We start from the raw sequence: 25,134 nt of genomic DNA, 5'->3' as shown, positions 1-25,134 counted from the left end.
CCTACTTGGATTCGCCACGCGTGGCGTAGATGTTGAAGATGTCCGTGCCGCGGTACAGCTCGTCCTGCTCCGCCAGCACCGTGAAGCCGTGGCCGCGCAGCAACTCGGTCAGCCGCTCCACCCGGCCGTCACCGTCGTGCGCCTCCAGCACCATCTGCCGGATCTTCGGCCAGTCCTCGTCGGCGATGCCGTCGATGACCTGCTGCTCGCTCTTCTGCACGTCGATCTTGATCAGGTCGATCCGCTCGATGCCCTGCTCCCGGATCACCGCGCTCAGCGGGCGCAGCGTCGCCGTGAACGGGATCGCCTCGAAGCGGACGTCCATCAACTCCTCGGCGTGCGCGGCCAGCTCCTCGAACTCCTCGGCGTCCGACCCGTCGCCCGCCTCGCGCTGGTTGGCGATGATCGTGCGCAGGTTGTGCTTCTCCTCCGCCTCGTCCGGGTGGAAGGAGGACATCCCCGAGGAGCGCGGGTAGAACGTGAACTCCGCCGTCCCCTCGGCGTCGGAGGCGCCCGCGTGGATCAGGGTCGCGTTCACGCCGTGGTCGGCCACGTTGCGGCTCAGCAGCTCGAACATCGGCGGGGCCGGCTCGAAGGTGAAGACCTTCACGTCCTTGGCCTCGTAGTGCGCGAACAGCGTGAACAGGCCGATGTTGCCGCCCACGTCGACGACGGTCGCGCCGTCCTCGATGGTGATGCCGTGCTTGGCGTAGGTGCGGTGGTCGAAGATGTCCTCGTAGAAGTGCTTCGTCTCCGCCTCGTTCTGGTGGGTGACCCAGAGGCCGTTCGGCAGCTGGAAGCGCGGGCGCTCGGCGCTGCCGGTCTCGGAGGTCGCCTGCTCGGTGCTCAGCTCGCTGCCGCTGCGCAGCGCGTCGATGACGGCGGCCATCTTGGCGACGGTCGGGGTCTCGTACACCTGCCGCAGCGTGAGCTCCACGCCGAACGCGCGCGAGACGCGCAGCATCAGACGGGTGGCGAGCAGCGAGTTGCCGCCGATCTCGAAGAAGCTCACGTCGACGGGGATCTCGTCGACGGGCAGCAGCTTCACCCACAGCTCGGCCAGCGCACGCTCGGTGTCGCTGAGCTCGGCGTCGCTGTTCCTGTTCTCCGTCCCGTTCAGCTTCGCCAGCGCCTCGCGCAGCACCTCGGTGTCGTCCCGGCGCTCCAGCGGGTGCCGCATCGACGCCACCACGCCGGCGCCGGTGCCCCGGGCGCCAGTGGCCAGGCTGCTGAGCGTCTGGCCCGGGCCGGCCTCCAGCAGGGTCTTCTCCGCGCCGAGCTCGCGCAGCCCGTCCGCGAACCGGACCGGGCTGACGAGGTGCTGCGCCCAGTAGCCGGGGTCGGTGGCCTGGGCGTCGGTGATCCAGGTGCCGGTCACGTTGGAGACGTACGGGATGCGCGGCGCGTTGAGCGTCACGCCCTCCGCCAGCGCGGTGACCTGCTCGACCAGCGGGCGCATCATCGCCGAGTGGAACGCGTGGGTCGAGCGGACGGCGCGTACGACGACACCCTCGCCGCGCAGGCGCTCCTCCAGCTCCTGGACGTCCTCGGCGGGCCCTGCGACCACGCAGAACTCCGGGCCGTTGACGGCCGACAGCGACAGGCTCTCGCCGAGCAGGCCGCCCAGCGCCTCCTCCGACAGCATCACGGCGAGCATCCGGCCCGTCGGCGCGGCCTCGATCAGCTTCGCGCGGCGAGCGACCAGCGTCAGCGAGTCCTCCAGGGACAGCACCCCGGCCAGACAGGCCGCCACGTACTCGCCGAGGCTGTACCCGATCATCGCCTCGGGCTCGACACCCCAGGAGGCCCACAGCTTCGCCAGGGCGTACTCGACGGCGAACAGCGCGGGCTGCGCCACCTCCGTACGGTTCAGCCGGCGCTCCTGCTCGCTCTCCTCGGGCCGCGCGTCGCGGCCGAGCATGCGGCGCAGGTCGAGCTCGGGAGCTTGCTGCTCGGGGGCCTCCTCGCTGAAGAGGACGGTCCGCAGGTCGAGCCCGAGCTCGGGCTCCAGCAGGTCGGCACAGCGGTCCAGCTCGGCACGGAACACCGGGTGGTCGCGGTAGAGGTCCCGGCCCATGTCGAGGTAATGGTCACCGAGGCCGGGGAACATGAAGACGGTCATGCCACTCCTTGGACAAGGAAGCTAAAGGTGCGATCGACGCGGAAGCGGATCGCTCGGCTCGAAAAGAAGTTCCGGAGCCCCGGTTGGGCACACTTCACCAACCCTGGAAACAGCTTCTTGGCTCAGCGAGAATTTGTCAAGCCCAGATTTCGTGGCGACTTTTTGACATTCCTGGAAACACCTCTAGCCAGTCATCTCCGAATTCCTTCGGAAACGACCGGCCAGAGCTTTTCGCTTGTTTCACCCGAGAGTGTCGAGAACATCCTGCGGGTGGTAGTGGACGCGCCCGCAGACCTTGTAGCGGCGCCAGGAGTGCTTGTTCGCGAGCCAGTAGACGGTGCCGCTGGGGACCTTCCAGAGCGTCACGATGTCAGCGACGCGGAAGCCCTCCTCTGCGGGCGCAAGCTGCTCCATCGTTCCGTGGGCCATGTGTGCTCCTTGGTGTGAGTGCAGCGGATCAGCGAGCCGGCGCGGGCGTCCTGCGGACGCAGCACGGCTTCGAGCTCACCCGGGCAGCCGTCCTCGGGACAGCGCGAGACGGTGATGCGGCGGATCGGTACGGCGGTTTCCAGGCGCTGCATCCGGGAGAATGCACGGAACAGTTCATTGGCGAATTCACCGACCGCAGGATGCCGGTCGATCCAGTTCCGGTGACGCAGCAGGAATTCGGCCATCGCGGGCACCGTGCGGTCCGGCGCGGAAACGTCCCGCTCGTCGACGACCAATTGCGACCAGGCCGCCAGGAAACCCCGGACATTGGCCCGGGCTTCGACCGCACTACTATTGAGCGGAATTCCGATGTTGCGCCCGCCGGAAACCCGCTCCACCTGCTTCGACTGCGCGTTCAGCAGACCGTCACTGGCCCGGTACAACTGGGGCAGCCGGCCAAGGCGGTGATGCACCCCGTTCCGGCAGGGACGGCAGAGCAGCGAACCCGGGTCAGCGGGACGGGGCTGCGCCTCGCCGCCCTCCGGGTCGCGGCCGCAACCGACCGCCACACACGTGGTTACTTCGGTGCGCACAGCTGTCCCCCTTCCGAGCCGAGCAGCCCGTGCCGGACGACACCGAGGCCACGGACCAACGCGATCTCGTACAGCCGGCTGGCGAGCGCCACTTCCAGCCCGGGCACACCCTGGAGGTCCACCAACACGCTCTCCCCCGCGAACTCCCACCCGGCACGCGGCTGCCGCAGCAGCTCACCGAGCGGCACCGGCTCCGGTGCGGGCCGCGAGGCCCGACCGAGCCGCACGGGCTCGGCGACAGCGACGGGACGTGGAACGTCCGTGATCACCCGACCGACCGTCCGTGTCAGCTCCTCCGTCGGCGCCTGCCCGCTGGCGTTCACCACGACGGCGCCGCGCGCCAACATCCCCAGATCGACCTGCCGGTGCACGGCCTCATCCACCCCCGGGGCCAGCACCACGAGATCGGTCCCGAGCAAGGCCCGGTCCAGCTCCACCGGCCGCGACAACATAAGCCCCCGCTCGGCAGCGTGCGCCGCCAACTTCGGCGTCGGCCAGCCCTGCTCGCCCTCCCCGGGCCAGAGGGCCACCTCCCCGAGGTTGACCACGTGGTTCACCAGTGCGGTCAGCACCCCAGCCACCGGAGCGCCGGACCCGATGATCGTCGCCGTAGCCACCCGGGCCGCCAGCAACTCCCGCGCCGCGAGCGCGGTGAGCGCCGCCACCGCCAATGACCGCAGGATGGAGCGAGGCAACACGCAGACCCCACCCACGCGCTCGTCCTGCAGCATCACCCGATCCGGGCTCGCTGCTGCCGTAAGGGTGCTCCCCCGCCGCAGATCCGGACTCTCAGCTCCCAGGACACTGCGTCGCAGCGCCTCGGAAGCGAGTGCCACCAGATCCGCGTCGCCGAAAGCGACGAGACAGTCGCGCTCGTCGATCTCCACCGTCGCGTAGCCCATCGGACGTGCCCTCCCTCTCGCCATGTGCTGGTTCCCTCCGCAGGACACACGATGGCCGGGCCACCTATCCGGGGCCTATTGGAGAGGGGGAGAAAGGACCAATAGCGAAACGATGGCGCCCCGAGAGAGTGCTGTATTAGGCGGCTTCCGCCTCATCCAGCACGGCAGCACCCGGCTGCGCGAGCCAGACCAGTCGCGCAGAGACCCCCGGCGGCCCTGCGAAGAACCGAAGGACACGCTCTGGCGACGCGAGGGTCATCCGTGTCCGCCCGTCAACGCCCGTCACATGCGCGGCCCCGCTCTCCTCCGCGAGCCCCCAGGCCACAACCCACCCGTCGGCGCCCAAAGGGCCCTCGCCACACACCTGGACAACAGCGAACAGCCGGGGTGCGGCGTCGATCACGAGACCGCACAACTCTTGCTCAAAGGGACTGCTGGCCGGCGCCTGGGACGTGGCCTGACGGAAGTTCGGCGAGGGCACGACACTCATGGAAGTCTCCTACCTCAAGGCATAGTTGAGCCAAGACCAGCACCTTTAGTGACTGACCCATCTCATACGGTAGCGTCGTCATGGCATACTTTCTATGCAGTCTGCTGAAGACTTGCCAATTCACTCCTGGTAGTGAACGAGAGGATCGCGATGTCATCGAGCGACGCACCGACCTTGCGGCAACAGCGCCTTGGATTCGAGCTGCGCAAGCTCCGTGAGAGCGCCGGACTCACCTCAACTGCCGCCGCTGCTCGGCTGGGTGTGGGCCAAGCCCACATGAGCCGCATCGAAGCGGGCCGCTACGCGGTGAGCGCCGACCGGGTCCGCGCGTTCGCCCGCGCGTACATGTGTACGGACCAGAACCTGATCGATGCTCTCGCCGGTATGACGGGACGGCGGATCCGGGGATGGTGGGAGGAGTACCGCGACATCATGCTCCCGGACGCGCTCGACCTCGCCGAAACAGAGCACCACGCGACGGCCATTCGCATCGGCACCGTGATCCACATCCCCGGCCTGCTACAGACCGCCGATCAGGTGCGTGCGCTCGCCCAGGGCTCCGTACCGCCTCTGGCTCCCCACGAGGTGGAGCATCGGGTGTCCTACCGGCTCAAGCGGCAGGTTGTGCTCTACGGCGAACGGCCGATCCCACTCACCGCGATCATTCACGAGGCCGCACTACGAATGGGTTTCGGCGGACCTGTCGTAGCTCGAGCCCAGTACAAACACCTCATTGAGGCAAGTACTCGCGAGAACATCTCAGTCCTCGTGATCCCCTTCGGGGCTGGCACGCTTCCCGGCTCCGGGCAGTCGATCACGTACTGCTCCGCGGGAGTACCTCAACTCGACACCGTACTGCTCGATGCCTATCACGGCTCCGAGTTCCTTGACGCCCACGCTCAACTGGTGAAATACCAGAAGGTCCTGGACCGAATGGAAGCCACCGCCCTCAGTCCTGCGGAGTCACGTGATCTCATTGCCCGTATCGAGAAGGACTCCTGAGAGGAAGCCCCATGTCCGCTCTCAACTGGCAAAAGTCCAGCTACAGTTCCGAGTCGATCAACTGCATCTATATCGCCGCGACTCCCGACCGCCGCATCAAGGTCCGCGAGAGCGACGACCCCGACATCGTCATCACCACCGCGCCCGGCATACTCCAGAGTCTCCTATGCGCCGCCAAGGCAGGAGAGTTCGACCACCTGGCCATGTAAGCCTCTTCCCTCGCATCCTTTCGGCGTGCCGCGCACGTTCGCGGCACGCCCAAAGAGCCAGCCTCCATCCCCCTCCTCCGCCGTGAGCCGTCGCCCGCTGGAAACCGGCTGCGACCCGCGCAGTGGCCGGGCCATCATGCTCGGATGACCGAGGAACTCGCAGCCAACCCCGACCCGGCGCTTCTGGGCATCGGCCTTGCGGCCAACATCGTCCGGACGACCGTGCAGGGCCACGGCGGGCTCGAAGTCCGTCGCGGGACGAAGCACTTCTCCCCCGGCGCCAAGGTCTGGGTGGTGCCCCCGCACTGGGACTGGAGCGACCGGCTGTACGTGGTGGGGCGTCACCGCGGCCGCTTCAACCGGTACATCGCCGTCGTGATGCGCAGAGACTTCCTGGAGAATCCCCGGATCCGGGGCATCTACAGCCCCGCGCTGGCACGGGCACTCGCCGATGTCACGGACCGCCCGTTCTGGACCAGTACCGAGGACGCCCAGTCGATGCTGGACCAGTGGTGACACCAACGTCATCACCACCACGCCCGACATGCTTCGCCTCATCCTGCATGGCGCGACAGCAGGCGAGTTCGCCCACCTGACAGCATGAATTCCGGGCCCGCCGCGACGGCTCGCGGCGGGCCCGAACACGGCCGACGAGCTCAGTGCTCTGCGGAGAACATCGCCCGGGTGTCAGGGAGGAAGCCGAGGCCCCGGTAGAGGCGCTCGGCTTCATCGGCGGTTGGGAGATCGATCGCTTCGAGAAGCGAACCCGAGAGGAAGCTCTGCGACAGCTCTCAACTCGCAGAAGTCGAGCTACAGCTCCGAGTTCCCCTGATCTCGGTCGTCGCCATCGACGACCGAGACCAGGGAGCGCATCACCAGCCGGTGGGGATGTACTTCCAGCAGTAGCCGGACTGGCCACCCCAGGTCCCGTCGATGCTGTACACGATGACATTGCCGGTCTGGGGGCCGACTATCCCGTCGGCCGGCTGGATGTCCCTCTTCTTCTGGAACCAAACGACCCGGGCATAGGTCTGAGGGCCCCATGCGGCGTCCTCGGAGATCCGATCGGGGTCACCGATCCAATTCGCATACAGGTTGAGCAGGTGCTGCACACACCAGACACCGTTGCGGTCGTTCGCGTAGCCGTAGCCGATGTAGCCGGCGTTCGGGCTGGCGTGAGCCGTGCCGGTCGTGCCTGTGGCAAGGAGCACGGCAGATGCCGCGACCAGACCGGCCTTGGTGAACGTGCGCTTGAGCATGGGACGGACGCCTTTCCTCTAAGTTCTGGTGAAGGTGATCGGCAACATCACATGGCAGTGCCGTGTGGACCATGTGCCAATGCTGAGTTGACGGTCGAGATCGCCTCGTGCACCGTCAGGTCTTCCAGCTGATCGCTGGGAAGTCGATCAGCCCTGCTGGGCGGTCTTGAGCTTGTCGAGCTGCTGCTTGACCACCTTCTGCTCGGGCATCGAGGTGTCGGCCAGCGCCGAGTTGGCCTTGGCCGTGCCCGCCTTGTCGATCTCGACGTTAGTACAGGATGCGAGGGCCGACTCGGCGGCGGCCGAGGTTGACGCGGAGCCCGGCGGGCTCGATTCGTCGGGCTCACAGGAGATGAGCGTCAGGGCGAGCGGCGCGACGGCAGCAGCTCGCAGGGTAGCGTGCATGGAACGCATGGTCCGAAATCCCCCGAAATCAGAACGAATGCCCGTCAGCCGGTCGCTGATCCTTGATCATGGACCGCTGACGGCAGATCAAGCTACCGCATGATCCAGACACCCCACTACCACCTGGGCCTGCAAGGCCCCACCGATCCGAGCCGACACCGAGACGATAGCTCGGACGGCTGACGTCCTCAGATCTACTCTGTGGCCCGGCACTCTTGGAAGCTCATCAGCACGCCGGTGCTGCCGGCCGGAACGATCGGGGGCAGGAGCCGGCGGTAGCGCAGATCTCCCCGGTCTCCGTGGTAGGCACGGCCCGGAGCATCCGGAGGACCGTCGTGCCACCAGACCAGAACCAGCCCCCGCCGTGCTCGTCGCGGGACGGCGAGGTGGCCCGCCTCAGCGAGGGCACTACCCTCCGGCATGATCGAAACCTGCAGGGCCGGGCGTGTCGGCGTACCCTGCCACCTCCGGGTCGAGTCCTGGGCGACGCCGCGGTGCCAGTCGTAACCGGCGCCCTGCAGTGCGCGGGCGATCTCGGCCGTCACCTCGGTGACGCCTCCTGGCCGCAGCGCCGTATCCCTCTCCCAGCACGGGTCTCGGCCGAAGACGCCGGCTCCCGTCCTGCGTGCGACGACGTGCCCCCGGTACGCGCCGCAGAGCTTCGCGGCGCGGCGCAACTGCCGTGCCCCGCGCAGGCGCTGCCTCGCCATGTCGGGCGGTGCCCCGAGAGTGAGGATGGACAGGATGGCGACGACAACCCGCAGGGGAGCGAGTACCACCCTGGCGAACCTGACGAAGACGCTCATGTGTACCTCCGCTTCCAGCGTCCGTCCGGACGGAGGCACTGCCAAGACGCGGGTGACTCAGGTCGATCTGAGTATCCCGACTCCCAGAGACCCGTAGCGCCAGGGCAGGCGAGTTCCACAACCTGACCACGTAACCTCCGGGCCCGCCGCGAAGCTTCGCGGCGGGCCCGGACATGGCCGACGAACTCAGTACTCCGCAGCGAACATCGCCCGGGTGTTGGGAAGGAAGCCGAGGCCCCGGTAGAGGCGCTCGGCTTCACTACTGGTGTTGAGGTTGATCACCGCACAGCCCGGAAGCCGACCTCCCCCGAGATGCAGACCGCGTCGACCCGCCTGTCGATTCCCGTCCGCGCGAGCTTCGCCCGTTGGATGTCGCCGGAACCGTTGGTCACCACCGCGACCGACCACCCGACCGAGCGAAGACGCTCAAGTCCCGACAGCACTGCTGGGCTGCACGTCACCGCATCCGCGATACCGCGGCAGTACCGCTGCCACAGCTCATCGACCGACGCCGAGACGTTGAACCGCTCCCGCAGCCTCTCGAAGTCACCGCGACAGGCGCGTTCGTACATCGCCTCCAGCAGCCACAGCTCGACGTCCTCGGAGAGCCCGAGATCGGCGCAGAGCCCACGGATGGATGTGCGGAACCCCCGCGCGCGATCAACGAGCGTGTCGTCCAGGTCGAAGAACGCCAGTCGCTGCACGCTGGAGACTCTACTGGGGCCCCGGGGGGGGCGGCTGGCGTCGGCTGGGTGCTTAGCGAGCGGTTGGGCCGGCGGGCTGGGTCAGGCCGAGGCGGATTGCGCGTTCGACCGGGGTGTGGGCGCCGTCGGGGCGGTCGAGGTCGAGGGGGGCGGCCAGGTGGAGCGGGGGCTGGGCGAGGAATCTGGGGTGGGTGCCGTGGTTGGGCTGGGCGGCGTGGATCAGGAACGGGTGGCAGAGGTAGACGTCTCCGGCCCGGCCGGTGGCGAGGGCCAGCGGGCGGGCAGGGGCGTCGAGCTTGCCCGCGGTGTCCATGGTCCGGCAGAGCTCCATGCCGTCGATGCCGCGTTCGCCGGCCGGCTCCAGGAAGGCGGGGACGTCCAGGTGCGAGCCGACCTTGATCCGGGTCGGGCCGTGGTCGGCGTCGACGTCCGAGAACAGGAAGAGCATCAGCAACGCCCGTTCACGGGAGTGGAGGTTGAGCCAGTAGCCGGTCTCGCCCTCCGGCGTGTAGCTGGCGTCCATGTGCCATCCGGTGTCGCCGGGATCGTCGGCGTGCGGAAAGCGAATGGGGAACGTTCCCAGGCCGATGCGCGGCAACCAGCGGCCCGGGCCGACCAGTTGGTCGAACGCGCCGTGCAGCCGCTCGGTGGTGGCGGCGCGCTGGAACGGCTCCTCCGCGTATCCCCACAGCCTGACCACCGGCTCGGTCCAGGTGGCGGGGTCGTCCGGATCGCAACCGGTCTCGCGCCACAGGAAGGCCCGGCACTCGTCGGCCAGCGACCGGGGGAACGCCCCTTCGAGGTGGACGAAGCCGTCGGAGACGAACCGGTCGATCTGATCCGGCGTCAATACGTGTCGCATGCTGCTACCTTCGGTCGCCGTCAACGGAGTCGAGCCCTGGGGCCGGCCGGCTGTCCATCGCAGCCGGCCCGACCGAACCCGCGCGCCCGGACGCACCGGGGCGAGGCAGGTCGCAGGAGCGACGCTAGAAGGAGTGGCCGTGGGTCGACCCGACCTTTCGGGGCCGGCTTCGGTCGGGTCGAAGGGGAAGGGACGGGTTATATGTCAGGCCGGGCGCCTCATGGCGGCGAGCCGCTGCCGCGAAGCCTCGTACAGCACGGCGGTCGCGGCGTTCGCCGCGTTCAGGGAGCTCGCCGAGCCGCTCATCGGGATGCTGACCGTGTGGTCGCACAACTCCCGCCAGGCGTTGCTCAGTCCTGACGTCTCGTTGCCGATCAGCAGCAGCACCGGCTGGGTGAAGTCGAAGTCGAAGACGTCGCAGTCACCCTTCTCGTCGGTGCCGACCAGGGCGATCGGCTGCCCGGCGGCCCGCTGCCCTCCGACCCAGGCCATCACGTCCTCGGGCGACGGCACGCGCACGGCGGGCAGGGCGAACAGCGAGCCCGTACTGGCCCTCACCGACCTGGGGTCGTAAACGTCTGCGGCGTGGCCCGAGACGATCAGCCCGTGCGCACCGAAGGCGTCCGCGGACCGGATGATGCTGCCGATGTTGCCAGGGCTGGTCGGCCGGTCGAACAGGACACCCAGGAAGTTGCTCCCGGCACCTTGCAGCCGGTCCAGATCGTCGGCCGGCATCCCCACCACGGCGACCAGTTCCGGCGCGCTCTCGTTCTTCTCCCCCAGATCCGCCAGCATCTCGGGTGCCATGGCGATCTGCTCGGCGTCGACCGTCCGCAGCAGTTCCTGCGCCCACCGCGACAGCCTCCGCTCGGCGTCGAATATCAACGCCCGTACGGGCCAGCCGTGTTGGACCGCCAACGAGATCGGACGCACTCCCTGCACCAGGAACTCCGCCGCCCGCGTCCGCTTGTTGCGGTTGCCGAGCAGTGATTCCCACTGCTGGAAGCGCGCGTTACGCGACATGATCCGCCGAACCGCCGGCACGTGACCCCCCGAAGTCGATTGCGCCCTGCAGTGCGTCCCACCCCCGACGAGGTCCGCACGAGCCCGTCTCAGGACACTACACCCCACCGGATCAGGCGGGTTCGCCGTGGAGCATGATGCGGCGGCCGAAGAGTTCGTCCTTGAGGCGGTCGGCTTCGGGGGTGGTGACGTCGGCCAGGAGGTGCTGGGCGACGGCGAGTTCGGCGAGGGCGGCGGTGGGGTTGCCGGTGGCGCCGTGGAGGTCGGCGAGGGCGAAGCGGGTCTTGCCGTGCCAGAGGGCGGAGCCGAGGTCGGCGAAGATGGCGGCGGCGGCTTCGAGTTGGGTGCGGGCGGCGGGGTGGGTGCCGGCGGCGAGGGCGATGGAGCCGAGGGAGTAGAGGGACTGGGCTTCGACGGTGCGTTCGCCCACCTGCTTGGCGAGGGTGACGGCCTGGAGGAAGACGGCTTCGGCCTGGGTGGTGCGGCCTTCGCCCCAGTGGACGAGGCCGAGGCCGTAGAGGGCGTGGGATTCGCCGATGCGGTCGTTGGACTTGCGGACGAGGCGCAGGACCCAGTTGAAGGCCTGGTTGGCGAGTTCGAGGGTGTCGGTCTTGAGGTAGAGCTCGCCGAGGCGGTAGATGACCTGGGCCTCGACGCGCAGGCAGCCGGTCTCGCGGCAGATGGCGAGGGCGGAGTTGAGCATCTCGCGGGCGGTGTCGTGTTCGGCGGCGTCCATGCGGACCTTGGCGATGCTGCACAGGACGTGTGCTTCGCCGATCTTGTCGCCGAGTTCGCGCAGGTCGGCGAGGACGGCGGTGTACTTGTCCATCATGGCGTCGTGGTCGCCGCGCAGCCGGTCGACGAAGGCCATGTTGCGCAGGACGAGGGCGGCGCCGTGGCGTTCGCCGTCGCGGGTGAAGGTGTCGAGGGCGGGCAGGAAGCAGCCGTCGGCTTCGGGGAGGCGCTTCTGGAACATGTGCAGGGTGCCGAGGGAGTAGCGCATGGCGGCCTGGCCACGGGTGTTGCCGGTGCGTTCGGCGAGGGCGAGGGCGGTCTCGGAGGTTTCGCGCCAGTCGTCGAAGTAGCCCTTGGTCTCGAAGAGGGTGACGGAGGTGAGGGCGAGATCCCAGGAGAGTTCGTCGAGGCCGAGGTCGGCGGCCTGGTGGACGGCGGCGACGAGGGCGCGGCGTTCGGTCTCCCACCAGGCCATGGGGTTCTTGAGCAGGTCGGCGAGTTCGTCCTCGGGCAGGTGCCAGCGTTCGCCGGTGCCGTGCAGGACGGTGTAGTCGCCGCCGTACTCGCGCCGGTGGCACTCCTCGGCGAGGGTCATCCAGGCGGCGAGGACCCGGCGCAGCGCGGCATCGCCCTCCGGGGAGCCGACGACGGAGCCGACGGCGGAGTGGTCGGCAGAGCTGCCGGCGGCGTGGTCGGCGGAGCTGTCGGCCTCGGCGAGGCGTTCGCGGGCGTAGATCTTGATGAGGTCGTGGAAGCGGTAGCGCGGGGCATCCTCGCCGGGGAAGGTGAGGACGTCGAGGAGTTGGGCGTCGACGAGTTCCTCGACGATGTCCTCGGCGGTGGGCAGGTCGACGTCGAGGAGGGCGGCGGCGGTCCAGCCCGCGAAGTCGCTGGCGCGGGGCAGGGCGAAGAGCCGGAAGAGGCGCTGGGCGTCGGGGCCGAGGGCGCGGTAGGCGAGGGCGATGTTGGAGCGCAACTCCAGGCCGCCGTGGGCGAGTTCGTCGAGGCGTCCGGCTTCGGAGCGCAAGCGCTGGACGAGCCGGTTGATCCGCCAGTGGGGGCGGCAGGCGAGGCGGGCGCCGGCGATGCGCAGGGCGAGGGGCAGGCCCGCGCAGAAGTTGGCGAGTTCGACGGCGGCGGGCAGTTCCCGGGCGACGCGTTCGCGTCCGGCGATGCGCGAGAGCAGTTCGACGGACAGGTCCTCGGTGAAGAGGTCGAGGTTGACGCGGCGGATGCCGGGCAGGCCGCTGAGCCGGGAGCGGCTGGTGACGATCACGGCGCAGCTGCCGCTGCCGGGCATGAGGTCGCGCAGCAGCGGCTCGTCCGGGACGTCGTCGAGCACGACGAGCACCCGCTGTCCGGCGAGCCGGCTGCGGTAGAGGGCCTTGCGCTCCTCGAGGTCGTCGGGGACGGAGTGGCTGGCGACGCCGAGGGCCCGCAGGAAGCGGGCGAGGACGTGGGCGGCACCGTCGCCGCCGGCGCCGTGGAGGTCGGCGTAGAGCTGTCCGTCGGGAAATACCGCGTGCAATTCGTGGGCGACCCGAATGGCCAGGCTGGACTTTCCGATCCCCCCCTTGCCGGTAATGCCGACGACGCGTACCGGGCAGGCACCGGAGTTCTCCGCGGCGGGCGCCTGGAGGTAGTCGCGGATCTCCTCGACGTGTTCCTCACGACCCGTGAAATCGGCTGTGTCGGTGGGCAATTGATGGGGCGGCGGAACCGCCGCCTCGGCCGGCGGCAGTTCTGCCTCCTCCCCTGCCTGCCTCTCCTCGGCGGGCCGTACGGCCACCGCGGCGGATGAGGCGGTGGCGGGCGCCTCCAGCCGGGGATCTCCGTTGAGAATCGCCATTTCGAGTTCCTGGAGTTCGCGGCCGGGCTCGATGCCCAGCTCGCTGACCAGGACGGCTCGCATGCGACGGAAGACGTCGAGGGCGTCCGCCTGCCGGCCCGCGCGGAAGAGGGCGAGCATCAGCGAGCCGTACAGCCGCTCGCGCAGCGGCTCCTGGGCGACCAGTTCGAACAGCGGGCCGATGATCTTGTCGTGCCGGCCGAGCTCCAGCTCGAGCCGGTAGGACTCCTCGGTGAGGGCGAGCCGCTGCTCGTTGAGCACGGTGGCCGCGCGCTGGGCGAGGTCGCTGGGGATGCCCATGAGGGCGGGGCCGCGCCACAGGCCGAGCGCCTCGGCGAAGCCGCGGGCGGCTTCGGCGGTGCGGCCCTGGTCGGCGTGCATCCGGGCGGCCTCGCCGAGTCTGGCGAAGCGGTCGAGGTCCAGCTCACCCGCGGCGGTGGCCAGCAGGTAGCCGGAGGGGCGGGTGACGATGAGGTCGGCGCGGCCGGCGTCGGCGAGGACGCGGCGCAGCGCGGAGATGCAGATCTGGATCTGCGAGCGGGCGGTGGCGGGCGGCAGCTCGCCCCAGACGGCGTCGACGAGTTGGTCATTCGGCGTGACCCGGTTGGCATTCAGCGCCAGCATCGCGAGAACCACCTGCTGGCGCGGCCCGCCGATGGACAGCTGCTGATCGCCGTCGACGATCTCCAGCGGCCCGAGCAGCCGAATTTCCATGCTATTCCCCCGTCACATCGAAAGTTGCGCCGCAACAACCCGACGGCCATTATCCGCATGACCTCGTCACTCTCCGGTAAGGCGTCGTGCATTTGTGATCTGCATCACAACTGGCGAGTACGGGTGGGGGGTTTACGAATTCGCCGACTTCCGGCACCGGCCATCCGGACCGTGACCGTCCGGTGACGCTGGGCGAGACCCCGAGGCCACGGGGCCGGCCGGGCAGGCGAACCGGCACGCTCCGGACGGGCACTTGCTGCCGTGCAGTTTGCTGACAACGGTCACCGATGGCCCCGGGTTCGTCCGGACCAGCAGAGTTCCAGGCATCAGCCGATCGGCACCCACCCCCGCGACCGCCGGTACGTCGCCATGCCCCGAGCGTGCCCCGACCATGCCCCGAACCCGAAAGCCGAGTTGCCCATGCCCATCGCAGCCCGACCGATCGCCCCGAACCCGAGTTGCCCGACCCGTCCCGTGGTGTCCGGCGACACCGGCTGGCAGTGAGCACCCCCACCCGGGAGGCCACGCTCGACGACGAACTCGCGCAGTGGTGCCGCAACGGCACCGAGCGGACCTTCCCGTACCCCGCCCTGCTCGCCCACCTGCGCACCGTGGGCAAGCACTTCCTCGACCCCGCCCTGCTGGAGCGGCTCGCCGCCTGCCGCGCCCGCACCCGCACCGTCCGCCTCACGGCCGAGGACGGCACCGGCTTCCTGAGCCGCTTCCTGGACGTCGTCCTCGACAAGTACGACGACCGCTACGACTACCCCAGCTACACCGCCCTCGAACTGCTGCGCCGCCCGCCCAGCGGCGACTGGCGCAAGCTGCGCCACCGCCGCGACCGGCTCGTCCTGCTGCTCCTCGGCGACCTCGTCGACTTCGAGCGCAAGGCCCTGGAGGGCCACCCCGAGGACCCGGCCGAGATGCTCCCGGACGCCAGGGTGCTGGACAAGCGCCGCCGCCTGGCCGTCCGCGTCATGGAACCGCCGGCGCTGCGGGTGCTCGCCCCGGGCACCGTCGACCCCGGCGCCGTGGCCGCCACCCCCGGACGCACCTGCCCGGACGCACTCGCCGACGCCGTCCGCTCCACGCTGACCGGGGACGAGCGGCTGCTGCTGAGCGCCAGCATCCAGCCGGTGTACGTGCTGCACGACGAGTACCTGTTCCTGCGGGTGCTGCAGTCCTTCGAGGCGACGTTCACCTTCATGTCCGGCGCGCTCGCCTTCGCCGTCCGGCAGTTGCACGGCGAGGAGCCCGGCGAGGCGGCCCCGGCCGTCGCGGCGGTGGCGGACGTGCTCAAGGAGTCGCTGCCGCTGTTCTCGCTGCTGGCCACGATGCAGCCGGAGTCCTTCCGGATCTTCCGCCAGTTCACGGACGGCGCCAGCGCCATCCAGTCCGAGGGCTACAAGACCTTCGAGTCGCTCTGCTCCACCCCGCTGCGGGCCCGCCTGGACTCGGCCGCCTTCACCTCCGTGCCCCGGGTGCGCGCCGCCGTGCTGGACGGACGGGAGACGGTGCAGGGCACCTGGCAGGACGTGGCCGCCTCGGGCTGGCTCAAGGAGGCCGACGCCACCGCCGTACGGGCGGCCGCCACCCAGCTGGAGTCGGTGCACCAGCGCTGGAAGCAGACCCACTACCGGCTGGCCGTCCGCATGATCGGCGAGCGCACCGGCACGGGCTCCACGGACGGCGTGCCGTACCTGGAGGCGGTCATCGCCAACCGGCTGTTCCCCTCGCTGGTCCGCGAGACCACCGCCGCCTGAGCACCGCCGCCCGAGCAGCGCCGCCTGAGCACCGCCGCCCGAGCACCAGGCAAGCCAACCCACCACGACGGAGACCCCGAACCGATGAGCAAGCGATCAGCGACGGGACGGCCCGGAGCCGCCCGACAGTCCATGAACCCGGAGGAGGACGAGCGGCTGCTCGTCTACGAGTACGACCGCGGCAGCAACTACGAGGAGGACACCCGGCTTACCACCGCCCTGTCCGCCCTGCTGCCCGAGGACCAGCTCGTCCACCCCGACCAGCGGCTCTTCCAGACCGTGCACCTGATCACCGAGTACGCCTGGTGCGAGATGCACTTCGAGATGCGCCGCGCCATCGACCTGCTGCGCTCCGGCGACCACCTGATGGCCGCCCAGGTGCTGGAGCGGGCCGCCGACGTCGGCGACATCCCGCTGACCGTGCTCACCGTGCTGGTCGAGCACCTCCCGCAGCGCAGCCTGCTGATGATGCGGGCGACGTTCCCGGAGAACACCACGGGCCTGGACTCCCCCGGCGCCCGCAACCTGCGCCGCGCCGCCGTGCCGCTGTGGCAGGAGTTCATGGACGCCCTGCACCGGCTCGGCCTCACCGCCGAGGACCTCGTCGAAGCCCAGGGCCGCCTCGGGACCCCCGCCGAGAAGGAGCGCCCGGCGGCCGAACTCGCCCTGGTCCGCAAGGCGATGCTCCGCCTGGACGGCGCCGTCGTGTACTGGAAGCAGCGCCACCTGCGGATGGTGTGGAGCCAGCTCGGCGGCCACCCCGAGTCCCGCCACGGCATCGACGAGGCCGAGTGCCCCGGCATGCCGACCAGCCTGCGCGGCCAGTCCATCACCGCCCTGCGCGCCATGGCCGAGCGCACGCTCTTCCCCGCCCTGTGGGACTCCGTCGACGCCACGTACCGCAGGACCGTGCCGGTGGGAGGGACCTCCTGGTGAACCCCTGGCGACCGCTCCCCCTCGACCTGATCCGCGCGGAAGGAACCCACCCGCTCATGCCCCACCCGCTCACGACCCCGACCACCGCCCCGCTCGGCGCCGTCCGCGACGCCTGGGCCACCGTCCTCGGCCACCGGGACTTCGGCGACGACGAGAACTTCAACCGCGTCGGCGGCCATTCCGGCGCCGCGCTGCGGATCAGCAAGATCCTGCGCACGGAGCTCGGCCGGCCCGTCCCGATCAAGCTGCTCTTCGCCCACCCGACCGTGCGCGGCCAGGCCGAGGCGATCGCCGGGAACACCCAGGCCGCAGAGGCCGCCCCGACGACCGAGACGGCCCGGGCATGACCGCCTCCGTCGCCCAGCTGGAGATCTGGCTCGCCGATCAGGTCGAGCCGGACTCCGGCCGGTACAACATCCCCCTGGCCCTGGAGTTCGACGGCCCGGCCGACCCCGCCGCCCTGCGCGGCGCCCTGGCCGACCTGCTGCGCCGCCACCCGGCCCTGGCCACCCGCTTCGAGGCCCTCGGCGGCGAGCTGTGCCAGGTGCCCGAGCCGGGCGCCGCCGTGCCGCTGGGCGTCATCGCCCGCCCCGGCCCGTACGAGCGTGAGGCGGCGCTACGGGAGGGCGCCGCCTCGGCCGCCCGTCCGCTGGACCCGGGCACCGCCCCGCTGCTGCGCGCCGACCTGCTCGCCCACCCGGACGGCGCCCTGCTGGTGCTGACCGTCCACCACATCGTCGCGGACGGCGACTCGATCGGCGTCCTCACCGAGGACCTGCTCGCCTCCTACCGCGCCCACCTGGCCGGCACCGCCCTGCCGCCCGAGCCGGCCCTCACCGCCCCGACGGCCCCCGCCGACGGGCCCTGCCCGCACTGGGACGCGCTGATCGGCGACGACCCGGTCGTCCTCGCGCCGCTGCCCGACCTCGTCCGCCCGGACGGCGGCACGGCCGGCGCACCCGGCTGGATCGAGCGCAGGCTGCCCGCCGAGCGCCTCGCCGCCGTGCGCGAACTCGCCGTACGCACCGGCACCTCCAGCGCGACGGTGCTGCTCACCGCCTGGAGCCTGCTGCTGCACGCCTGGTCCGGCGAGTCCGAGGGCGTGCTCGGCATGCCCTTCGCCGGGCGCGACGAGCCCGGCGCCGAGCACGCCGTGGGCCTGTTCACCCGCGTCCTTCCCGTACGCAGCGACTACCGGCCCGAGCGCGGCTTCGACGCCCAGGCGGCGCTGCTGCGCGAGCAGGTGCTCGGCTCGATGGAGGCCCTGGCCGACCACGGCGCCCCCGCCGGCGGGCCCGGCTACGCCACCGTCTTCCTGCACCACCCGGCGGGCCGCCGCGAGTGGCGCCTCGACGATGTGACGGTCCGTCAGTTCGACCTGGAGGGCGGCTCCGCCAAGTACGACCTCGGCCTCGCCGCCGTCGAGCTGGACGAGGGCGCGGGCGAGGAGCTGATGCTGCGCATCGACCACGACTGCGCGCTGTACACCCCGGCCACCGCCGCCCTGATGCTCGACCAGCTGGACGCGCTGCTCGCCGCCGCCTGCCGCGCCGACGCGCCCTGCCTCGACCTGCTCGCGGGCCTGGCCGAAGCGCAGCCCGAGGAGGCCCGGTCCCTCGACCAGGCGGAGACCACCGTCCCCGCCCTCGTCCTCGCCCAGGCCGAGCGCGCCCCCGAGGCCCTCGCCGTCCTGCACAACGGGGAGCAGCTCACCTACCGCCAACTAACGCAGAACGCCGCCAGGTTGGCGCACTGGCTGCGCGTCCAGGGCGTGCGCACCGACGACCTCGTCGCCCTGCTGCTGCGCCCCGGCATCCCCACCGTCACCGCGATGCTCGCCGTCGCCATGGCCGGCGCCGCCTACCTGCCACTGGACCCGGCCTACCCGGACGCCCAGCTCGCCCTCGTCCTCGACGACGCCCGCCCGGCGCTGGTGCTCACCGAGCCCGGCGAGCAGGAGCGGGTGCGCACCGCCGGACGCCCCGTGCACGCCCTGCCGCAGGCCCTCCGCGCCGCCCGCTGCCTGCCCGCCGCGCCGCCCGTCACCTCGGCCGGACCGGACACCCTGTTCAACGTCCTGTACACCTCCGGCTCCACCGGCAAGCCCAAGGGCGTGCTGCTGCACCACGGCGGCGTGCTGCGGATGATGCACCGGCCCGAGTTCGTGCCGATGGGCCCGGACGACACCGTCTCGCACCTGTCCCCGCTCAACTTCGACGGCGCCACCTACGAGATCTGGGGCGCGCTCACCCACGGCGCCCGGCTCGTCGTCCTGGACAAGGAACTCGTCCTCGCCCCGACCGAACTGCGCGCGGCGGTACGGGAGTTCTCCGTCACCACGCTGCTGGTCACCACCCCGCTGCTCAACCGGATCATCGAGGACGCGCCGGACCTGCTGCAGTCCCTGCGCCGGGTGTACTTCGGCGGCGAGCTGATCTCCGTCCCCCACATCCGCAAGGCGCTGCGCTGGTGCCGCCCCGGCACCCTGCTGCACAGCTACGGGCCCACCGAGAACTCCTTCACCTCCTCCTGGTACCCGATCGAGGAGGTCCCCGAGGGCGCCCGCACCCTGCCCATCGGCGGCCCGGTCCCGCACACCCGGCTGCACGTCGTGCTGGAGGGCACCCTCACCCCCGCTCCGCCGTACGTGCCGGGCGAGCTGCTGCTCGGCGGCGCGGGGGTGGCCCGCGGCTACCTGGGAGACCCGCTGCGCACCGCCGAGCGCTTCGTCCCGGACCCGTTCGGCGGCGAGCCGGGCGGCCGGCTGTACCGCACCGGCGACCGGGTGCGCTGGGCGGCCGACGGCCAGCTGGAGTTCATCGGCCGCGCCGACAACCAGGTGAAGATCCGTAGCCAGCGGGTCGAGCTCGGCGAGGTCGAGGCCGCGCTGCGCGCCCAGCCCGAGGTGCGCGCCGGGTTCGTCACGGCCCGGATCAACGGGCGCGGCGAGAAGGAGATCGTCGGCTACGCGGTGCTCGAACGCCACTCCACCGTCGAGGAGTTGCTCGGCCGGCTCGCCGCCGTGCTGCCCCGCTTCGCCGTCCCCTCCCACCTGCTGCTGCTGGACGAGCTGCCGCTCACCCCGAACGGCAAGATCGACCGCCGCCGCCTGCCCGTCCCGCAGACGAGCACCCCGGCACCCGCCCCTGCCCCGGTCATCCGGGAAGCGGCGCAGGACGGCGACACCCTCGCCGCCGTCACCCGCGTCTGGCAGGAGCTGCTGGACGGCCGCCCGTTCGGCCCCGACAGCAACTTCTTCGACGTCGGCGGCCACTCCCTGATCCTGGTCAAGCTGCGCGACGGGCTGTACCGCGCCACCGGCACCAGGCCCGGCGTCGCCGACCTGCTGCGCCACACCACCCCCCGCGCCCAGGCCCGCCTCCTCGGCGGCGAGACCACCACGCAGTCGGCCCCCACCCGGGCACGCCGCAGGGCGACGGACGAGGACGCCATCGCCGTCATCGGCATGGGCGCCCGCTTCGCCGGAGCCCCCGACCTCGCCGCCTACTGGGAGAACCTGCGCGCCGGCCGCGACTGCTTCACCCAGGGCGAGGGCCCCGTCGTCACCGAACTCCCCGACGGCACCCGCACGGTGGCCCGGCTGGGCCTGATGGCCGGCGGCCTCGGCTTCGACGCCGGACTGCTCGGCTTCGCCCCCGAGGACGTCGCCCACGGCGACCCCCAGCAGGGCGTGCTGCACGAGGTGCTCTGGTCCGCCGTCGAGGACGCCTCGCTGCGGCTGAGCGACATCGCCCACGGCACCAGCCTGTACGTCGGCTGCCCGCGCTTCGTCCAGAACGACGGCGAGGCCCGCGTCGACGACGTGGTCAACTCCGACCCGACGTTCGTCGCCTCCCGCTTCGCCTACCTGCACGACCTGTGGGGCGAGGCCCTGCTGCTGGACACCGCCTGCTCCACGGGCCTGTACGCCGTGCACCTCGCCGCCCGCTCCCTGCTGCGCGGCGAGAGCGACTACGCCCTGGCCGGTGCCGTCTCCCTCGCCGAGTCGGACGGCACCTACCGCTACCGCCCGGGCTTCCTGTACGCCGAGGACGGCCACTGCCGGCCCTTCGACCGCCGGGCCACCGGCACCGTCGGCGGCTTCGGCGCCGGCGCCGTCCTGCTGCGCCGCCTCGCCGACGCCGAGCGCGACGGGGACCCGGTGTACGCGGTGATCCCCGGCAGCGCCGTCAACAACGACGGTGTGGCCAGGGTCGGTTACTCCGCCCCCGGGGTGGAGGGCCAGGCCCGGGTGATCCGCGAGGCCCTCACCGCCGCCGGGCTCACCGGCACCGACCTCGGGTACCTGGAGGCGCACGGCACCGGCACCCGCCTGGGCGACGCCATCGAGGCCACCGCCCTCGGCGAGGCCCTCGGCACCACCGGGCCGCAGGTCGCGATCGGCTCCGTCAAGGCGTCCATCGGGCACTGCAACACCGCCGCCGGGATCGCCGGCCTGATCAAGGCCGTCCTCGCCGTGCACCACGGGTACCTGCCCGCCACCCCGGGCGTGACCGAGCCGATCGAGGAGCTCAGCCGCCACGGCGACCGCTTCTCCCTGCTCACCGAGGGCCGCCCCTGGCCCGACGGCCTGCCGCGCACGGCCGGGGTCAGCTCCTTCGGCGTCGGCGGCACCAACGCCCACGTGGTCGTCAGCCGCCACCAGCCCGCACCGGAAAGGGTGTGACCACCCTCATGACGACCCCCGTGACCACCCTCCTGGCCACCCCCGTGACCGACGCACCCCGCGTGCTCGCCCTCTCCGCCCGCGACGGCCACGCCCTCGCCGAGGCCCGCCACCGCCTCGCCGACCACCTGGAGCGCAACGGCTCCCTCGACCCGGACGACGTGGCCGCCACCCTGCACCTGGGCCGGGAGCGCTTCGCCGCCCGGCACGCCGCCGTCGGGCGCACCACCGCCGAACTCGCCGCCGCCCTGCGCGCCGAGCCCCAGGCGGACACCCCCGACACGGCTCCGTCCGTCGAGCTGCACCTCGGCTCGCTCACCGATGCCCCCGAGACCGCCCGACTTCCCCAGGTCACCGAGGCGCTGGCCCTCGCCGACGCACTCGGCGCCGGGCCCACCGGACGGGCCGTGGCGACGCAGTACGGCCTGGCGGCCTGGCTGATCGCCCGGGGCGTGGTGCCCCGCGAGATCCACGGCACCGGTACGGGAGCACTCGCCGCCGACGCCCTGCTCGGCCGCACCGCCCTCGCCGACGCCCTGCGCGCCCAGCCCCCGGCCGGCGCACAGGACCACACCCCCCTGACCGTCGAACTCACCGACCCCGTCACCGGAGCCACCGAACGCCTGCCCCTCGCAGACGGCGCCCACCTGCTCGCCCACCTGTGGCGCGGCGGACTGGACGTCGACACCACCCTCGGCCGCCCCGGCCGCCGGGTGCGCCTGCCCGGCTACCCGTTCCGCCGCTGCGCCGACGAGCCCACGAGCTCCGCCGCCCGGGGCCTGCGCCCGCTCACCCCGCACGAGCAGCGCTGGCTCTTCCACGACCTGGTCCGCTCCTCCAGCTCCGCCGAGCACAACTCCCGCGCCAGCGCCGTACGCCCGGGCCCGGCGCCCCAACTGCTCACCGTCACCGAAGCGTTCACCACCCTCCAGCAGCGCCACCCGGAGCTGCGCACCGCCTTCACCCAGCAGGGCGGCCGCTGGTTCGCCCGCACCGCCCCCACCCCGGCCGCCGTCACCGCGCCGGACCCGGCCCGCCCCGCCGAGGCGGTGGCCGCCGCGCCGTTCGAGCTGCGCGACGCCCCGCTGGTGCGCTGCGTGCTCGACCCCGCCCCGGACGGCTCCTGGACGCTCGCGCTCGCCGCGTACGAGCCGGTCGCCGGCCCGGAGACCGTCGAGGCGCTGCTCACCGAACTGCTCGACCTGTGCCACACCCCCGTCGCCGCCTGAGACCACAACTCACCGAAAGCGAGAGCGAAACAGACATGACCGCCATCCAGGACCACCTGACCACCGCCGAGATCCCCGCCGACTGGCACGGCGCCGCCCCCGCCCCGATCGGCGTCGACCAGGCGTTCAACGGCTTCGTCGCCGCGGGCATCGTCAACGCCCTCGACCGCCTCGGCGCCTTCGACCGCCTCCTCGCCGACACCGCCCTGGACGTCCCCGCCTTCGTCCGCGCCGCCGGCCCGGGCGCCCGCGAGCGGGTCATCCGCGAGGTGCTGCGCGCCGCCGCCACCTGCGGCTGGGTGCGGCTGCTGAACGGCGGCGACACCGTCGTCCTCACCCCGGCCGGTGAGGAGATCGCCCGGATGCGCGGCTACTTCACCTGGGGCGTCGGCGGCTACCACGACATCATCGGCCGCGCCCACCTGCTGGCCAACGGCGAGGGCACCTTCGGCGTCGACGTGCTGCGCGACGAGGCGATGGTCGCCCTCGGCTCCGGCCAGAACGACCGCAACTTCATGGCCGGCACCCTCGACGACGTCCTCGCCGAGGTCGACTTCGGCACCATCGCCGACCTGGGCTCCGGCATCTCCGCCCGCGTCAGCCGCGTCGTCGGCCAGCGCCCGGGCACCCGGGGCCTGGGCCTGGACATCAGCGGCCCGGCCACCGACCTCGCCCAGCGCACCATCGCCGACGCGGGCCTGACCGACCGCGTCCAGGCCGTCCGCACCGACGTGCTGGACGTCTGCCACCGCGAGGCGCACCGCGAGGCCCTCGCCGAGGTCGACACCGTGATGAGCTTCTTCCTCCTGCACGACCTGCTGGCCGACGAGACCACCCGCCCGCAGATCTTCACCCGCCTGCGCGAGGCGTTCCCCTCCGCCCGCACCTTCGTCCTCGGCGACACCATGCTGCGCCCGGACGCCGAGCACTCCACCACGCTGCCCGTCTTCTCCCTGGGCTTCGAGCTGGCGCACGCCCTGATGGGCGTCCCGCTGCACACCAAGGAGACGTACGAGGAGCTGTTCGCCGCCGCCGACCTGCGCCCGCGCAAGATCGTCCCGTTCGGCACCCCCCACTCGTGGCTGTACGTGCTGGAGGCGGTGTGATGTCCAACCCCTTCGCCACCTACCGGGAGTTCTCCCCCCGCACCCGGGCCGTGCTCGCCGTCAACGCCGTGAACTCCTTCGGCGGCGGGCTGGTCCTGCCCTTCCTGTGGATCTACCTCCAGCAGGTCCGCGGCCTGCCCGCCTGGGTCCCGGCCGTCACCCTCGCCGTCCAGGCCGCCACCGCCGTGGTCGGGGGCCTGGCCTGGGGCGCGCTGCTCGACCGGCTCGTCCAGCGCACCGTGGTCTTCCTGGTGATGGTGATCGCGGGCCTGGGCACCGCCCTGTACGCCTTCGCCACCGGCGCCGTCAGCGCCCTGGCCGCCGCCGTGGTCTACGGCCTCGGCATCAGCGGCGTCGGCACCGTGCTGCGCTTCCTGTACGCCGGCGCGGCCTCGGCCCGCGAGCGCGGGCTGGCCTTCTCCGCCGACTACGCCGTCTTCAACGCGATGACGGGCCTCGGCGTGCTGGTCGGCGGCCTGGTCGCGGCCGGCGGCGGCGCCGGGCGCTTCACCGCCCTGTACCTCCTCGACGGCCTGACCTTCCTCGTCGCCGCCGGAGCCCTGCGGCTACTGCTGCCCAAGGCGGGCTCCGAGGAGGGCGACGGGGAGGCCAAGCCCTCCGGCGGGTACCGCGAGGTGTTCCGCGCCCGCCACCTCGGCGTGCTGCTGGCCACCCTGACGATGTGCTCCCTGGTCAGCTACGGCCAGTTCCGCTCGGGCCTGCCCGGGTACCTCACCGGGCACGGCGCGATCGGGCCCGAGGGCCTGTCCGGCGCCTTCGCGCTGAACATCGTCGTCGCCGTCCTCGCCCAGGTGCTGCTCGGCGAGCAGGTCCAGCGGCTGCGGCGCAGCACCGTGGTGGCCCTGAGCGGCGCCTGCTGGGCCGTGGCCTGGGCGCTGGTCGCGGTGGCCGGGCTCGGGCACGGCGGCGGCGCGCTGACCGCCGCGCTGGCCGGGGTGGTGCTGCTCTCCCTCGGCGAGGCGCTGGTCTTCCCGGTGCTGACCGCCCTGCTCAACGACCTCGCCACCGACGCCGTCCGCGGCCGGGTCAACGCCCTGCTGTCCGTCGCCGTCTCCACCGGCTCGGTGGCGGGCCCGGCCCTGGCCGGCGCCACCCTGCCCTGGGCGCGGGGGCTGCCGCTGATGGCCGTGCTGATCGCGGGCTGCCTGGCCGTCGCGGTGGTCTCCGTACGGCTGCGCGCCACCCTGCGCCCGGCCCTGGACCGGCCCGCCGTCGAGGAGCCCGCCGCCGACACTGCCGAAGCCGCCGACCCCGCCCTTCTCGTAACCGCCAGCTGAACCTCCGGAGC

At 71.6% G+C, this 25,134-nt stretch carries 22 protein-coding genes; 10 read left to right on the top strand and 12 right to left on the bottom strand.

From position 1 onward, the window contains the following. Window position 1 precedes the first annotated feature (1 nt). The 5 genes from ACIBCA_RS13880 to ACIBCA_RS13860 form a co-directional block, all read right to left on the bottom strand. Window positions 2-2,122, bottom strand: coding sequence for an FkbM family methyltransferase (locus ACIBCA_RS13880; protein ID WP_396283088.1), 2,121 nt, complete (start codon window positions 2,120-2,122; stop codon window positions 2-4). A gap of 240 nt (window positions 2,123-2,362) precedes the next feature. After that, window positions 2,363-2,488, bottom strand: a complete 126-nt coding sequence (locus ACIBCA_RS13875) for a hypothetical protein (protein WP_267884074.1) — start codon at window positions 2,486-2,488, stop codon at window positions 2,363-2,365. Next, window positions 2,485-3,144: a hypothetical protein gene (locus ACIBCA_RS13870; protein ID WP_396283087.1), complete on the bottom strand. Its 660-nt coding sequence runs from the start codon at window positions 3,142-3,144 to the stop codon at window positions 2,485-2,487. The genes ACIBCA_RS13875 and ACIBCA_RS13870 overlap by 4 nt, the downstream gene beginning before the upstream one ends. Beyond that, window positions 3,129-4,046 (bottom strand): hypothetical protein, encoded by a 918-nt coding sequence (locus tag ACIBCA_RS13865; RefSeq protein WP_396283086.1) that lies wholly within the window; start codon window positions 4,044-4,046, stop codon window positions 3,129-3,131. Before ACIBCA_RS13865 ends, ACIBCA_RS13870 begins: the two co-directional genes overlap by 16 nt. 136 nt (window positions 4,047-4,182) lie before the next feature. Next, on the bottom strand, window positions 4,183-4,536 hold the full coding sequence (locus ACIBCA_RS13860) for a hypothetical protein (protein ID WP_396283085.1): 354 nt from the start codon (window positions 4,534-4,536) through the stop codon (window positions 4,183-4,185). A gap of 150 nt (window positions 4,537-4,686) precedes the next feature. Here ACIBCA_RS13860 and ACIBCA_RS13855 point away from each other — a divergent pair, with 150 nt between their 5' ends. The 3 genes from ACIBCA_RS13855 (at window position 4,687) to ACIBCA_RS13845 (ending at window position 6,263) form a co-directional block, all read left to right on the top strand. Continuing rightward, window positions 4,687-5,538: a helix-turn-helix domain-containing protein gene (locus tag ACIBCA_RS13855; protein ID WP_396283273.1), complete on the top strand. Its 852-nt coding sequence runs from the start codon at window positions 4,687-4,689 to the stop codon at window positions 5,536-5,538. Between the two features lie 11 nt (window positions 5,539-5,549). After that, complete coding sequence (locus tag ACIBCA_RS13850) at window positions 5,550-5,747, top strand: DUF397 domain-containing protein (RefSeq protein ID WP_396283084.1); 198 nt, start codon at window positions 5,550-5,552, stop codon at window positions 5,745-5,747. A 144-nt stretch (window positions 5,748-5,891) separates the two neighbouring features. Next, window positions 5,892-6,263, top strand: a complete 372-nt coding sequence (locus tag ACIBCA_RS13845) for a hypothetical protein (RefSeq protein WP_396283083.1) — start codon at window positions 5,892-5,894, stop codon at window positions 6,261-6,263. Window positions 6,264-6,619: 356 nt separating this feature from the next. Here ACIBCA_RS13845 and ACIBCA_RS13840 read toward each other — a convergent pair whose 3' ends face one another. The 7 genes from ACIBCA_RS13840 to ACIBCA_RS13810 all read right to left on the bottom strand — a co-directional run bounded on the left by ACIBCA_RS13840 (window position 6,620) and on the right by ACIBCA_RS13810 (window position 14,104). Further along, window positions 6,620-7,006, bottom strand: a complete 387-nt coding sequence (locus ACIBCA_RS13840) for a peptidoglycan-binding protein (RefSeq protein WP_396283082.1) — start codon at window positions 7,004-7,006, stop codon at window positions 6,620-6,622. A 147-nt stretch (window positions 7,007-7,153) separates the two neighbouring features. Beyond that, a complete protein-coding gene (locus tag ACIBCA_RS13835; protein WP_396283081.1) occupies window positions 7,154-7,411 on the bottom strand; it encodes a hypothetical protein in 258 nt (85 codons plus the stop codon). A 194-nt stretch (window positions 7,412-7,605) separates the two neighbouring features. After that, window positions 7,606-8,217: a hypothetical protein gene (locus tag ACIBCA_RS13830; RefSeq protein ID WP_396283080.1), complete on the bottom strand. Its 612-nt coding sequence runs from the start codon at window positions 8,215-8,217 to the stop codon at window positions 7,606-7,608. Between the two features lie 278 nt (window positions 8,218-8,495). Next, the gene (locus tag ACIBCA_RS13825; RefSeq protein ID WP_396283079.1) at window positions 8,496-8,921 is read right to left on the bottom strand and encodes an HAD family hydrolase; all 426 of its coding nucleotides are present in this window, start codon (window positions 8,919-8,921) and stop codon (window positions 8,496-8,498) included. A gap of 52 nt (window positions 8,922-8,973) precedes the next feature. Then, entirely contained in the window at window positions 8,974-9,783 is an 810-nt protein-coding gene (locus ACIBCA_RS13820) for a phytanoyl-CoA dioxygenase family protein (RefSeq protein WP_396283078.1), read from the bottom strand. A gap of 204 nt (window positions 9,784-9,987) precedes the next feature. Beyond that, window positions 9,988-10,827, bottom strand: coding sequence for an RNA methyltransferase (locus tag ACIBCA_RS13815; protein ID WP_396283077.1), 840 nt, complete (start codon window positions 10,825-10,827; stop codon window positions 9,988-9,990). Window positions 10,828-10,918: 91 nt separating this feature from the next. Next, complete coding sequence (locus ACIBCA_RS13810; protein WP_396283076.1) at window positions 10,919-14,104, bottom strand: BTAD domain-containing putative transcriptional regulator; 3,186 nt, start codon at window positions 14,102-14,104, stop codon at window positions 10,919-10,921. 500 nt (window positions 14,105-14,604) lie between these two features. Here ACIBCA_RS13810 and ACIBCA_RS13805 point away from each other — a divergent pair, with 500 nt between their 5' ends. The 7 genes from ACIBCA_RS13805 (at window position 14,605) to ACIBCA_RS13775 (ending at window position 25,123) form a co-directional block, all read left to right on the top strand. Further along, window positions 14,605-15,867, top strand: a complete 1,263-nt coding sequence (locus tag ACIBCA_RS13805; protein WP_396283075.1) for a tryptophan 2,3-dioxygenase — start codon at window positions 14,605-14,607, stop codon at window positions 15,865-15,867. Window positions 15,868-15,951: 84 nt separating this feature from the next. Beyond that, window positions 15,952-16,803, top strand: a complete 852-nt coding sequence (locus tag ACIBCA_RS13800; RefSeq protein ID WP_396283074.1) for a hypothetical protein — start codon at window positions 15,952-15,954, stop codon at window positions 16,801-16,803. 56 nt (window positions 16,804-16,859) lie between these two features. After that, a complete protein-coding gene (locus tag ACIBCA_RS13795) occupies window positions 16,860-17,150 on the top strand; it encodes an acyl carrier protein (protein WP_396283073.1) in 291 nt (96 codons plus the stop codon). Beyond that, window positions 17,147-21,490, top strand: a complete 4,344-nt coding sequence (locus tag ACIBCA_RS13790) for an amino acid adenylation domain-containing protein (RefSeq protein ID WP_396283072.1) — start codon at window positions 17,147-17,149, stop codon at window positions 21,488-21,490. Before ACIBCA_RS13795 ends, ACIBCA_RS13790 begins: the two co-directional genes overlap by 4 nt. An 8-nt stretch (window positions 21,491-21,498) precedes the next feature. Continuing rightward, window positions 21,499-22,719 (top strand): hypothetical protein, encoded by a 1,221-nt coding sequence (locus tag ACIBCA_RS13785; RefSeq protein WP_396283071.1) that lies wholly within the window; start codon window positions 21,499-21,501, stop codon window positions 22,717-22,719. A gap of 35 nt (window positions 22,720-22,754) precedes the next feature. Beyond that, window positions 22,755-23,825 (top strand): SAM-dependent methyltransferase, encoded by a 1,071-nt coding sequence (locus tag ACIBCA_RS13780; RefSeq protein ID WP_396283070.1) that lies wholly within the window; start codon window positions 22,755-22,757, stop codon window positions 23,823-23,825. Next, a complete protein-coding gene (locus ACIBCA_RS13775) occupies window positions 23,825-25,123 on the top strand; it encodes an MFS transporter (protein WP_396283069.1) in 1,299 nt (432 codons plus the stop codon). Before ACIBCA_RS13780 ends, ACIBCA_RS13775 begins: the two co-directional genes overlap by 1 nt. Window positions 25,124-25,134: the final 11 nt, after the last annotated feature.

The organism is Kitasatospora sp. NPDC051170 (assembly GCF_044455705.1).
Lineage (GTDB): Bacteria > Actinomycetota > Actinomycetes > Streptomycetales > Streptomycetaceae > Kitasatospora.
The sequence above is the reverse complement of the archived record's forward strand: the minus strand, read 5'-3'. Positions and strand labels throughout refer to the sequence as shown.